11 protein-coding genes are annotated in these 12,052 nt (G+C 30.5%); 6 read left to right on the top strand and 5 right to left on the bottom strand.

Annotated elements, in window-relative coordinates; all coding sequences use genetic code 11:
* Positions 1-208: 208 nt before the first annotated feature.
* The 3 genes from NNL09_RS00820 to NNL09_RS00810 all read right to left on the bottom strand — a co-directional run bounded on the left by NNL09_RS00820 (position 209) and on the right by NNL09_RS00810 (position 2,523).
* Positions 209-805, bottom strand: coding sequence for a TetR/AcrR family transcriptional regulator (locus NNL09_RS00820; RefSeq protein WP_035096408.1), 597 nt, complete (start codon positions 803-805; stop codon positions 209-211).
* A 292-nt stretch (positions 806-1,097) separates the two neighbouring features.
* Positions 1,098-1,613 (bottom strand): cupin domain-containing protein, encoded by a 516-nt coding sequence (locus NNL09_RS00815; RefSeq protein ID WP_196910642.1) that lies wholly within the window; start codon positions 1,611-1,613, stop codon positions 1,098-1,100.
* Positions 1,614-1,668: 55 nt separating this feature from the next.
* A complete protein-coding gene (locus NNL09_RS00810; RefSeq protein WP_196910641.1) occupies positions 1,669-2,523 on the bottom strand; it encodes a sigma-70 family RNA polymerase sigma factor in 855 nt (284 codons plus the stop codon).
* Positions 2,524-2,695: 172 nt separating this feature from the next.
* Between NNL09_RS00810 and NNL09_RS00805 the strand changes: the two genes are divergently transcribed.
* Together NNL09_RS00805 and NNL09_RS00800 are read left to right on the top strand one after the other, a co-directional pair.
* The gene (locus NNL09_RS00805; RefSeq protein ID WP_196910640.1) at positions 2,696-3,493 is read left to right on the top strand and encodes a helix-turn-helix transcriptional regulator; all 798 of its coding nucleotides are present in this window, start codon (positions 2,696-2,698) and stop codon (positions 3,491-3,493) included.
* Between the two features lie 63 nt (positions 3,494-3,556).
* Positions 3,557-4,888, top strand: coding sequence for a serine hydrolase (locus tag NNL09_RS00800; RefSeq protein ID WP_196910639.1), 1,332 nt, complete (start codon positions 3,557-3,559; stop codon positions 4,886-4,888).
* 4 nt (positions 4,889-4,892) lie between these two features.
* Here the strand turns inward: NNL09_RS00800 and NNL09_RS00795 are convergent, their stop codons facing one another.
* Together NNL09_RS00795 and NNL09_RS00790 are read right to left on the bottom strand one after the other, a co-directional pair.
* Entirely contained in the window at positions 4,893-5,477 is a 585-nt protein-coding gene (locus NNL09_RS00795) for a YceI family protein (protein ID WP_196910638.1), read from the bottom strand.
* A 145-nt stretch (positions 5,478-5,622) separates the two neighbouring features.
* Entirely contained in the window at positions 5,623-6,012 is a 390-nt protein-coding gene (locus NNL09_RS00790; RefSeq protein ID WP_025666505.1) for a hypothetical protein, read from the bottom strand.
* Between the two features lie 786 nt (positions 6,013-6,798).
* Here NNL09_RS00790 and NNL09_RS00785 point away from each other — a divergent pair.
* The 4 genes from NNL09_RS00785 to NNL09_RS00770 all read left to right on the top strand — a co-directional run bounded on the left by NNL09_RS00785 (position 6,799) and on the right by NNL09_RS00770 (position 12,001).
* A complete protein-coding gene (locus tag NNL09_RS00785) occupies positions 6,799-7,674 on the top strand; it encodes a hypothetical protein (RefSeq protein WP_025666506.1) in 876 nt (291 codons plus the stop codon).
* A gap of 896 nt (positions 7,675-8,570) precedes the next feature.
* On the top strand, positions 8,571-9,590 hold the full coding sequence (locus NNL09_RS00780) for an L-tyrosine/L-tryptophan isonitrile synthase family protein (RefSeq protein ID WP_025666507.1): 1,020 nt from the start codon (positions 8,571-8,573) through the stop codon (positions 9,588-9,590).
* A gap of 45 nt (positions 9,591-9,635) precedes the next feature.
* Positions 9,636-10,469: a TauD/TfdA family dioxygenase gene (locus tag NNL09_RS00775; RefSeq protein ID WP_196910637.1), complete on the top strand. Its 834-nt coding sequence runs from the start codon at positions 9,636-9,638 to the stop codon at positions 10,467-10,469.
* Complete coding sequence (locus NNL09_RS00770; protein WP_196910636.1) at positions 10,466-12,001, top strand: FAD-binding protein; 1,536 nt, start codon at positions 10,466-10,468, stop codon at positions 11,999-12,001. Before NNL09_RS00775 ends, NNL09_RS00770 begins: the two co-directional genes overlap by 4 nt.
* Positions 12,002-12,052 lie beyond the last annotated feature (51 nt).

The raw sequence follows: 12,052 nt of genomic DNA, 5'->3' as shown, positions 1-12,052 counted from the left end.
TACAGATTATTATAAGTTTTTATGTTTAGACGATTTGAGTATTGATATTAGGACATGGTCTTTGAAAAAAAATAAAAACATTTAAATTTTATAATTGACCAGTCGACTATTTGTATTGTTTGATTTACTAAATTATGGTTTACATCATACTTTAAGATTATTTAAATGTTAACAATTGACCGGTCGTCTATATATAATTCAAAAAAAATTATTTTAAAAACAACTGCTGGGTCATATTCATTACATTATCCATCGGATAAGCACTTTGGGTCTCTTTCATAGTTGTCATTGCTCCTTTACCAGCATCTTCAATAAAATCTACCATGTTTACTACATCAATCGAAGCATCTATTTCTCCTTGTTTTTGAGCTTCTATGGCAACAGTAATAATTTCTGCTTTTATTGTATCATGTTTTTCTAAGACTGCCTCTCTTATGTTTTCATTATGTTCGGCCATTTCATTACTTAGGTTACAGGCCATACATCCATTTTTGCATTCTAATTCTTTTTTTACTACTTCAATTCTGTACTCATAAAAATTAATCAGACGTTGTTTTGCAGAAAATGATTTGTCACGTAAAATTACTAGAGCAGGAGTAACCTGTGTTGTAAAATATTTGTCCAAAGCCTTAATTGCAAAATCTTCTTTACTATCAAAATAAAAGTAAAAAGAACCTTTAGGAACATCAGCTGCCTTAACAATGTCATTTACACTAGTACCATTGTAACCTTTAGACCAAATGATTTCCATCCCTTTTTCTAAAAGGTAATCAGCTTTGATCTCATGTTTTATGGTTTTCGACATCATTCTCATTTTGGGACGACAAAAATATGACCAGTCGTCTAGTAAAGCAAATTTTTTACTGTTAAAGTTTTCTTTATTTGGTGTAATTTATTGATTATTAATGAATTGAAATATTTTAATGTAAGGTGTATGTACAAAAATACTTTTACAGTTTATCATATAATCAATATTGCAAATTTATACTGTTTGCTATTATAATCTATGAAATTGTATCGATTTTTATCAAATTCTAGTGTATTTACCTCTGGTAAAGGAAAGAAAACAAGCGAAAATATGACCAATCACTTTAAAATTAATGATCTCTAATTGGTAACATATTAGAAGTATCGACAGGAAAACTATCGTATTTGTTATAAAGTTTTAAATATTTTTCTGGGTCAATAGTGTCACTGTTAAGCGTTTCATATAATCCTCTAAAAAAACCTTCTCTTTTTTGTGAAGGATTAAAAAGTAGGGTAAGCCGAACTTCTTCGTCGGTGTCATTTTGAAATCCGTGTGGGGTAAATCTAGGAGCATATGCTACGGTACCGGGGGCAATCAGATGTTTATCGCCTTTAGTTCCTGTAAAAAGAGTGAGTATTCCTTTATTTACTATAAAGGTTTCATCCATAAATCTATGATAATGTAACTTGGCACCAATGGCTCGAGGTGCTAAAACTATTTCATATACCCCTAGTTGGTTATTCGATAATTCACTGGTTAGTTTAAAAGTAAAAGAAATGCCATTCATAGTAAATGCTTCTCCTTCATTGGGTAGGATTAGTACTTCTTTATTTTCTAGCGTATCATTAAAAAAATCTTCTTTCATTGTATATAAATTTGTCATTTACCTATATGACAAATCACAATATGAAAACGTGACACTAACGCATCTTTTTTGCAATATTTTTAAGTTTTTCTGGATCAACCACAGAGCTGATTTTATAAATTTTTTGATCTTGATTAATTGAAAACACCTGACAAGATGATAATATATTATTGTCAAAATATGCAATTGCAGGTTGGTGATTAACTCTAATATATCTAATGTTTTGCCGCAATTGAAATTTATTAAAAACTTCAAGAATCAGCTGGATACAGTTCTGTTTTCCGCGGGTAAAATTTCTAAGAACCTTAATTTTATCACCACCATCAGCAATCATGGTAATATCATTGGCAAAAAGTTGCTCTAACTTTTTGATATCTCTTTCTCGTATTGCAGTACTGTAATTATTAAGATATTCTTCTGTTTTTTTGTTTGTAAAGGTTAGATTCTTTTGACTGGGTTTTTTTAATTTAATCTTAGCTCGACTCAATAATTTTCTCGAATTCTCGGGAGTGCTAGAAAGAACTTCGGCAATATCATTATGAGAATAATTAAATGCTTCTTTTAGCACAAAAACAGCTCTTTCTTTTACAGTTAATTGATCTAATAAAATCAATAATGAGTACGAAACGATATCTTTTAAGTATAAATCATTATCAGCAGTATCGGTAGCAATAGGTTCTGGAAGAGAACTATTTTCTGAAACAAATTTTTTCTGCCGATTTTTTTTATTGATCGAAGTATTAATAACCGATTTGATCAAGTATGCTTTAGGGTTATCTATATTTTTGTTTTGAAGCGAAATAAAAGTGTTTAAAGTATCCTGAATAGCATCTTTTGCATCGTCGGTAGATCCAAGAATGTTATAGGCAAATGGAAATAAAAACTCCTGATATGTGTTGAAATCAAACATTGATTTTTTAATGTATGAATAAATATGTTTCTTTAATATATAAATGTATTATTATATGATGACAACTAAAAGATCAAAAATGTGACAAAAAAGGCCATAATTTTACTTTTTGGTGAAATTTACATGCTATCAAAGTTTGATAGCTTTAATGGTTTACAATTACTACAATACTATGATTATTAAAAGTGAACTTGCTGATTTATCCTTACAACACTTGATAAAAGAATATTATTACTTTTCAAAAAAAATGGATACAGCGGTTAAGTATGTGCCAGTGATCGATGATTGTTGTTATGATTTTGTTTTCTTTAAAGAATGTAATAGTGTGCTAACATATGGAGAGAAACAATCCACTCTTCCTATCCCTTTTAAAGTATTTACTATTCATGATCTTTCCCCTCCTTATACGCTAAAATTTGAAGTATCTCTTACTTTTTTTACAATTAAAGTACAACCGTGGGCAAATGCACATTTTTTTTCATACTTAGATACTTCTGGAATTATTGACCTAAGTATTGAAAAAACGGGCATATTAGGAGTACGAGAGCAATTATTTAATGATGTGCCAATAAATGACATGTGTACTATAGCAAGTGATTTTATAAAAGACCAAAACCTTATACTTAGTTCTTCGGCTCTTTTTGTAAAAGAGGTTTGTGAGTATATATACAGTGTAAAAGGAATGACATCGGTAAATCTATTGAGTGAAAAATATAAAAAAACCCGTCAATATTTAAATAGAATCTTTAAGCAAGAAGTACTTTATAGTTTGAAGAAGTTTATCATTACAGTACGAATTATGGATTTGGTTAAATTTAGAATTAAGAACAAACATATTTCTATGACCGAACTGTGTTATACATATGATTATTTTGATCAATCACATTTTAATCGGGATTTTAAGAAAGTATGCGGTGTAACACCTATGCAATTCTTTAATGATCTACCAGAATTTTTATTCCGTCATTAGACAAGGTTCCATTTTTACAATTTTTAATACGCCAATTGTATTTGCTTTGCAATAAAAAAGAAAATGACTCGTATTTTATTAAAACTGTTAGTATTAGCCATATTTTTAGTAGCATGTTCTAAAAATAAAGAAACAAAAATTTCAAAAGTTAATCATGAAAACAAGCCCAATGATTCGCTATTTCTAAAAAGTGATACGTATTTAACAAAGCTTACCGAGTTAAAGAAATTTAATGGAGTGGTATTACTTAAGAAGGGTAAGAAAACTGTTTTACGAAAAGCATATAATATCTCTTTGGATACGTTGTCTAAATTATATGTAAATGTAGAAAGCCAATTTGATCTTCGTTCTGTTTCTAAATTATTTGCCAAAGTAAGTATACTTCAGCTAGAAAGCGAAGGTAAAATTAATCGTAACGATACCATTGGTAAATATTTGCCCGGTTTTCCTAATGGAGGGCGTATAACTATTCAGCATCTTATGGATAATAGTTCGGGTTTACCCAGAGAATTTGATAGTTCAATATCTAATACATTAGAACTTTCTCCAGATGAAATAGTAACTCTAGCTTCAAAGGAAGAATTAGAGTTTGAGCCAGGTTCTGAGATGCGATATTCTAATGTAGGTTTTCAGTTGTTATACTATATTATAGGCAAAACCAATAAAAGTTCGTATTCTTTATTTTTGAAAGAAAATTTTTTCAAACCGTTAAGAATGAAGAGCTCAGGTGGTAATTTTGATGCAGATCTTAGGCATTTAAAAAGTTATGCCTATGGACATTATGTTGATGATGAAAAAAACATTAAAAGTGTCGATTCTTTTTTACAGGATGAAGTAAGAATGGGTAATTTACATTCGTCTGTTGATGATTTGACTCAATTTCTTACTGCCTTAAACAAAGAAGATCATGCCTCGTTGATTCATGATCATAGTATTTCGCATGCAGGAGGTACAAAAGGTAAACGAGCTTATATTCATAGAAATTTTTCGCAAGATTATAGTATTGTTTTCTTAACAAACTATGATGAAATTCCTTTTGAGCAATTGGTAAGTGATTTAGAAAAGATACTTGAGGGCAAGAAGGTAAAAATGCCAAAAGCAGTACTTCGTAAATCGATCAACCTTTCTCCTCTTGTGCTTAAAAAGTATGAAGGAACTTATGATTTTGTTGATGCCGGACATCTTTTAATTACCCTTAAAGTAGAAAGAGATAGTTTGTTTTTATATCAGAAAGGACAAAATAATGGAGTACTCTATCCAGAAAGCGAAACTATGTTTTTTGGAGATAAGACTTCTGAGGAATCAATAAAATTTGTGGAAAACGAATCAGGAAATTATTACATTTTGATGGATTTTCAGGGAGTGCAGTGGGAAGGTGTAAAGGTCAATAAATAAACTTTTAACATCCATCCTGGTTTACTACTACAAATACTTCAAAACCAATAGTGTTTGATATGATATCATCCTTCAGGTTAACAAGAAAATTTTTGGATTTATAGTTGATTTTCCATAATGTTCTATCGATTACAAATTTAGATTTCATCAGCACTTGGTTATTAATGTTTTCAATAGTAGATTGATACTGTATTATGTGCCTTATACCATTGATGGTTAGATATGCAATTACATCCAAATTTGTAGCATTTATATACCGGGTATTAATAATTTCTAATTTAGCAATTGAATGTTTTTTAACATTAAAAAAATCTTCACTCTTCAAATGGGTGATCAACATTTCATTATATTGACCACCTATATTGATAATAGAATTCATATCAATTTCAAATTCCCCTCCTGTAATAAGAATACCTTTTCTACGTATAACACCGTTTTTAAATTTTACTGTTCCATTATGTGTATTCAAATTTAGAAGATCAGAACCTTGCCAATTAATAATACTTTTACCAGTATCTATTCTTAACTCTTGTTGCGCGTAAGCTGTAGGAATTAAAAAAAATATGACTACTATAATTATTTTTTTCATAGCTGATGTTTTTTTGTAAAACTAAAACAGATACTGGGTAACCGATGAAAAAAAATGTAAAAGAAGTGTCAAAAAATGTAAATTTTTATTCAACATACTTCTTTACATCTTAGCATTGTAATCGCTATGCTTATAGAATATGTATTTAGCCATAATTTACAATAAAAGGAATATCGTAATTGTTATGATACGAATTTGAAAATTGATTTTTTTGATTAGAATAGAGTGTGTATTTTCCTTCTTTAGATAACTTATTTTTTGGGCAAACAAACATCCACTTTAAATCAAAAAAATGTTGCTGTGTTAAATTTACAGACCCAGAAAATACAGTATAGCAACAACAAGATGTCGATAAGCGGTTTTTCCACTCGATAAAAAAGGATAGATGAATAAAATCTGTCTCTTTTAGTGTAATCGAAGAGAAGTAATGTCTTATTTTTTCTGTACGAAACTCTATTTCTATACAGCCCGAAATCAAATCAGGATCATTGTCATCAATTTTTAAATCTAATGAAACCTTTTCTTTAATATTCATTATAGTTGAGGGTGTTTTACGGCCTTAGTATATCAGAATCTTTATATGTTCTTTAGGCCAATAAAATTGTGTTGAGGTATATTTTTCTTGTTTAGAAAAGTTATTTGTTAATTTATTATAACTAAAGAATAAGTGCTGTAAATATAAAATCTGGTATCTATCATTTTTTAGGTTTTAAAAGTTAATTGAAGACTAAAATATAAAGATCAAGATGATTTGTATTGCACTTTTGTGCTACTATTGTTTCACATTTATTGATAACGTAATTATTTTGCGGTTTTTTAGTAACAACAACTTAATGATTATTTTGTAAGAAAAGACTTCGTTCGTTTGTAGGTTAAAGCCTATATCGGATTTGCATGAATTCTGTAATACTTTATGCTGATCACCTCAAAAAGAGATTAGTTTTTAGAGTTGAAATCAAGATTTTATAGCAATAAATAGAATATAACCAATGGTGAATATGGAACAATTAATAGTAAATATGGGATAATCTCTAATTCTATTATATCTTTGTTTTGTACTACATATATAGGTTTATAATTTTGAGTTTTGAAACAGGAATACTTATAATCCTTTATCAATTTCAAAAAATCAAGACTAATCTCGTTATGTAAGGGGAAGCCTGTTTTTTATTTCTGAAACTTGCTAATGTATTGAAATATAGTAGTTAATATTGATGTGAACTTGCTTTTTTTAATATGAATGAATTATGGTTAGTTAGGTCTCGTTAAACAAGATGAAGATATAAACTAAGAACACTTTTTAAATAACTCAAAATAAGAAATGAACAAAGAGAATATTAGAGTTTTAAAAGAATTAGAAGAGTTTATTGTACCATTATCTAAAGAAGAATTTAAACAACTAAAAGAAAATATTCTTTTAGAAGGGTGTAAAGAAGCATTATCGGTTTGGGAGCGAGAAGATGATTTAGTATTAATAGATGGACATAATCGGTATAAAATTTGCCAAGAAAACGAGATAGATTATAGAATAAGCAAGTTTTCTTTTTCTTCGATAGAAGAAGTGAAGTCGTGGATGATAAACCATCAACTAGGACGCAGAAATCTTAACCCCGATCAATTGAGTTATTATAGAGGACTTAAATATCTAAGTGTCAAGAAAAAAAAAGGAGGGTATGCTAATATTCTTTCGAAGGGTCAAATTGAACCTTCAACATCAAAAATACTCGCAGAACAATATAAAGTAAGTGAAAGTACTATCAAAAGAGATTCTAGGTTTGCCAAAGCTATTGACCTTATTGGGATAACCAATAATAAGCTTAAAAACCAGATATTGTCGGGAGAAATAAAAATTAAGAAATCAGATTTATATACTTTACTTAAGGTAAAAGGAATAGAAGACTGGGTTATCATTAACGAATCTGATTTGAGACATAAAATAAAAGTTTCGCAAGAAGACGTCTTGCAAAATATAGAAAACAAATTAGATGAATTAGATAATAATGAAAAAGGAAATATCGAATTTGTTAAAGGAGTAGACCCCTTATTTTTACCAAAAAATGATAGGCTTAAATTAATAAAAGGAAGGATTATATCTGCAATTAATATGGCAATTGATAAAAAAGATATAAATGCTATTCAGGAATTAAAAACCCTTATAGAAAAATTAGAAACCGAAATACTTACAGATATAGATTAAAATATTTTTGTAAGCTGTTATACTATTATAATAGAAAACGAGTTATATTCTGGTAGCAGTCGCAAAAGCGCCAAGAGAATTTTTTATAGTTAAAAATTAGACTATATTTATATCCGAAATGACAGATAAATACATCATATTGAATTATAAAATATAGCATATTTGATTAAAAATATATCCGTTTTGTTATCGGATACTAATCACTAATTAGAAAAATAAAAATCACTAAATATACTCTTGTATACTGATTTTTATAAAAGTTAGATTCAAAAAAGACGACCTTGATAAGACGATCTTATAAGATATGCAACGTTTTAATATTTAATAAATATTGATTTAGATAAATACTCATGCTTTCAATAAAGATGAGTTCAGTACATAAAATTATAGTATGTATACTAAAAAATGTATGGTGTTTAGACAATAGCAGAGGCTTTCTGTTATTAGATTAAATAGTTTAGGAATAAGGTTGCTTTTTTTTATAAAGAAGAGACAACATTTTATCGTTTTGATTTAATTCGAATCGTACGGCTAATGTATGAATTGCAGAAAATATAAAACTGCAATCAAGAATTGCATTTTAAAAAATAACATTGGTGATACTAGATAGTATTTGGTAGTACCAGGAAATAGTAAATATTCTTGAAAATAGCGAAACCACAAAACTCTATTTATAGGAGAAGAAGTCTTTGTTATTATAAAAGAAACTTAAGAAGGATTAGCTATCGTTAAAAAATGATTGCAGAAGGAGAGTATATGGATAAACCTTACTGGTTAGGATAGTAATATCCTTTCTGTATAGAGTTTTATATATACCATAATGAACACAGATTAAAATAATTTATGATGAGAAAAATCGACACGTAAAATAGAAAATTAATTCTTAAAACCTTATTATGAAAATTTTAGATAATGAACTAAGTAAATCTTACACATCATTTAGTCATTCTGACCAAGTTACAGATCAGGCGAGAAATATTTTAACCAAAGTCATGCAATTTCGGCGAATGATGATATCCGAAGATAGCTGTGATTCACCCGCTTGCCTAAGTTGTCATAAACCACACTTGGATAAAGTTTCTATGGCCATTAAGCAAAAAAAGAAAATTAGATTTGTCTTACCGGCATTTCCTGGTAAATCTCCTAATCCGGCAAAAGTTTTAGGATATCTTCCCGACATGGCAGAAAAGCAGGCTCTTACATTTTTAAATGATCTCTGCCAACAAATTCAAAGTATTTACGAACCAGGAGCAGAGTTAATTATATGTTCAGATGGTAGAGTTTTTAGCGATATTGTAGGAATCTCTGAAAAGCATGTAACTTCTTATCAAATTGAAATTGATCGCCTTATCGAAGAGTTAAACCTTAAAGCGCTTTCTACTTTTAATCTCGATGATATAGATATTAACAGTGATTTTGATCAAGCTCGTTATGAACTTGTAAAAAAATATGGACAAGACCTGGATAGTTTAAAAGATAAAGTGAAAAAAGGAGGAACAGGGTCGAACAATGCAGAAGAAAAAGAAGCTAATCGCATGTATCGAGGGCTTACACGCTTTCTTGTTGAAGATTTAATGTTTCCTGGACAAACAAGATCTAAAAGCTCAATCCAAAAAGAATGTAAAGTAAAAGCCTATCAGGCGATTATAAGAAGTAATGCCTGGACCGATTTGATTGCAGAAAAATTTCCAGAAGCAATACGTCTATCGATACACCCGCAGATCTGCGGTTCTAAGAAAATTGGAATTCAACTTCTTGGAAGAGAAACATGGATGACACCCTGGCACGGGGTTGCTGTACAAACTGGAAACGAATTTATACTTATGAAGCACCGGGAAGTTAAAAAGTTAAATGCAAAATTAGTTCAGGACGAAAACGGACACTCTAGCCACTACGAGTTAATGCCTCAAAATTAAGGCGTAGAATGCTAATGTAGAATAACAAAGTTAAAAGAGTAAAATATGAATTTTAGAACCACAAAATTAAATCCATTTGGTTTATTAATTGAACCGATTAACGGAAAGGAAGATATTCGGGATTTAGATATAAACGAATTGAGAAGTGTGCTATCAAATGAACATCTAATTGCTTTGAGAGGATTTCGAAGCTTTGACAGCGCCGAAGATTTCTCTGACTATTGTGAAAAATTTGGAGAAATTTGTTTGTGGCCTTTCGGAAAAGTTCTGGAACTTGTTGTTCAGGATAATCCCGAAGACCATATTTTCGACAATACTTATATCCCTCTTCATTGGGATGGTATGTATCGTAAACAAGTACCTGAAACGCAAGTGTTTCATTGTGTAAGTTCACCCGGAATTGATAATGGAGGAGGCACAACTTTTACCAATACAAAAATGATTTTAGAAGAAATCTCAGAAAATACTAAAGAATCTTGGAGTAAAGTAAGTTGTGTGTATTCACGAAAAATGGAGTTTTATGATAGCAAAACGATTGCTCCGCTTCTTAATAAACACCAAGAAAAAGAATACTCTGTAATTCGCTATTGCGAACCTCCAAATCATAGCGATGAATCGTTTGTTAATCATCCTGGCTTTGAAGTCGAGGGGATTCCAGAACAAGAAGTTGGAGATTTTCTTCAAAACCTTAATAAAACGCTCTACGCTCCAGAATATCTCTATACACATCGGTGGGAAACTGGAGATATTGTATTTTCTGATAATAGCACTTTATTACATGGTCGCGAACCTTTTACCAAAGGCGCTCCCAGACACCTTAGGAGAGTACAATTACTAGGGAAAACTCCAGATAATCCACATCTTATATATACAAAATGATAACAAAAGAAACAGATATTTTTATTGTAGGGGCTGGACCAGTTGGGCTAGCTTGTGCATATCTAGCAGAGCTTTCGGGATTAAAAACAATGATTATAGATAAATCTGAAGGCCCGCTAGAAGTAGGAAGAGCAGATGCTCTTAATGCAAGAACACTACAGCTACTTGAAGTTGCTGATTTATTCAAAGAACTCTACCCTCTGGGTTTACCCTGTAATACAAGTTCAATATGGGAAAAGGGAAAGTTTGTATCACGACAATCGTATTGGTGGGATGAGCTTGAAGGTTGTTTTCATAAACATTTTTTGATGCTGGGACAAGCATTTGTAGAGAAACTCTTAGATGAAAAACTTACATTAATTAATGCGCCTGTAGTAAGACAAACAACATTAGAAGATATTCAGGTTACAGATGAAGGGTGTATCAGTACTCTTTCTAATGGAGATGTAATAAAATCAGATTATCTTATAGGAGCAGATGGCTCTCATTCGTTTGTTCGTAACTACTTTAATATACCTTTCGAGATTACACGCCCTCAAATTGTATGGGCAGTAATTGATGCAGTATTCGAAACTGATTTTACAAAAGTACCCGAAATTATAGTTTTCCAATCAGAAACATCAGATGTTGCCTGGATTCCCAGAGAAGGAAATATTGATAGGTTCTATATTAGAATGGATCGCAAAGATTTTGTCATAGAAGATGCTATGGAAAAAATTAACTTCGCGATGGCACCACATACAGTTAAGATAAAAGAGCTGATCTGGTTTTCTCAATTTTCTGTAAAAGAATCTGTTGCAGAAAACTATCTTATTCAAGATCGCGTAATTCTGGCGGGAGATGCTTGTCATATTCATTCTGTGAATGGAGGACAAGGTTTAAATACCGGTCTGGCAGATTCATTTAACTTAATTTGGAAATTGAATATGATAAAAAATCACGGTGCTGATCAAAGTTTGCTCAATTTATATGAAAGCGAGAGAAAACCAGTTGCTCTTAGTGTAATTCAGAGTTCTGGAGAACTTGTTCGTTCTACAAAATATTCAAGCTCTGGTACCCATGCAAAAGATTATGTTAAGATTGTAGAAAAGAGAGCCGGAAATATTACAGGTATGGGTATTCGCTATAGTGAAAATGGAATGGCAGGAACAAGAGTTTATGATATCGAAGTCAACCAGGGAGAAGAAAAAAGCCAATTATATTCTCTTCTTGATTATACCAAGTTTACGCTTCTCTATTTTGGCAATCAAAAAATAGATTTAGAATTACCAGATTTTGTGAAAGTAATACAAATTCATTCCAATGATTCACAACATGGACTCTGGACAGAAAGTAAATACTATAAAGATCAGACTATTTTGGTAAGACCAGATTCTTATATCGAATCTGTCGGTTCACTAGATCAAACAGATTCTTTAATTAAAGACCTTGTTCGTAAATATTCAAAAAATAGTGTCTCATTAGTGATGTACATAAAAAAACGTCAATTCGAGTGGTTTTCCGGAATAGCCTGTCGATTACGCTCGAATTGACGAATTAAAAAACCTAAAATGTACAACGGGTTAATATATCTCATCATTGCG

The organism is Aquimarina sp. EL_43, from assembly GCF_943422735.1.
Lineage (GTDB): Bacteria > Bacteroidota > Bacteroidia > Flavobacteriales > Flavobacteriaceae > Aquimarina > Aquimarina megaterium.
Note: the sequence above shows the minus strand (reverse complement) of the source record. Positions and strands in the feature narration are given on the sequence as shown.

Coding starts and splice junctions, on each gene's coding strand:
- NNL09_RS00820 (WP_035096408.1), bottom strand. CDS start 805: ATGTCGAAAACCATAAAACATGAGATCAAAGCTGATTACCTTTTAGAA.
- NNL09_RS00815 (WP_196910642.1), bottom strand. CDS start 1,613: ATGAAAGAAGATTTTTTTAATGATACGCTAGAAAATAAAGAAGTACTA.
- NNL09_RS00810 (WP_196910641.1), bottom strand. CDS start 2,523: ATGTTTGATTTCAACACATATCAGGAGTTTTTATTTCCATTTGCCTAT.
- NNL09_RS00805 (WP_196910640.1), top strand. CDS start 2,696: ATGATTATTAAAAGTGAACTTGCTGATTTATCCTTACAACACTTGATA.
- NNL09_RS00800 (WP_196910639.1), top strand. CDS start 3,557: ATGACTCGTATTTTATTAAAACTGTTAGTATTAGCCATATTTTTAGTA.
- NNL09_RS00795 (WP_196910638.1), bottom strand. CDS start 5,477: ATGAAAAAAATAATTATAGTAGTCATATTTTTTTTAATTCCTACAGCT.
- NNL09_RS00790 (WP_025666505.1), bottom strand. CDS start 6,012: ATGAATATTAAAGAAAAGGTTTCATTAGATTTAAAAATTGATGACAAT.
- NNL09_RS00785 (WP_025666506.1), top strand. CDS start 6,799: ATGAACAAAGAGAATATTAGAGTTTTAAAAGAATTAGAAGAGTTTATT.
- NNL09_RS00780 (WP_025666507.1), top strand. CDS start 8,571: ATGAAAATTTTAGATAATGAACTAAGTAAATCTTACACATCATTTAGT.
- NNL09_RS00775 (WP_196910637.1), top strand. CDS start 9,636: ATGAATTTTAGAACCACAAAATTAAATCCATTTGGTTTATTAATTGAA.
- NNL09_RS00770 (WP_196910636.1), top strand. CDS start 10,466: ATGATAACAAAAGAAACAGATATTTTTATTGTAGGGGCTGGACCAGTT.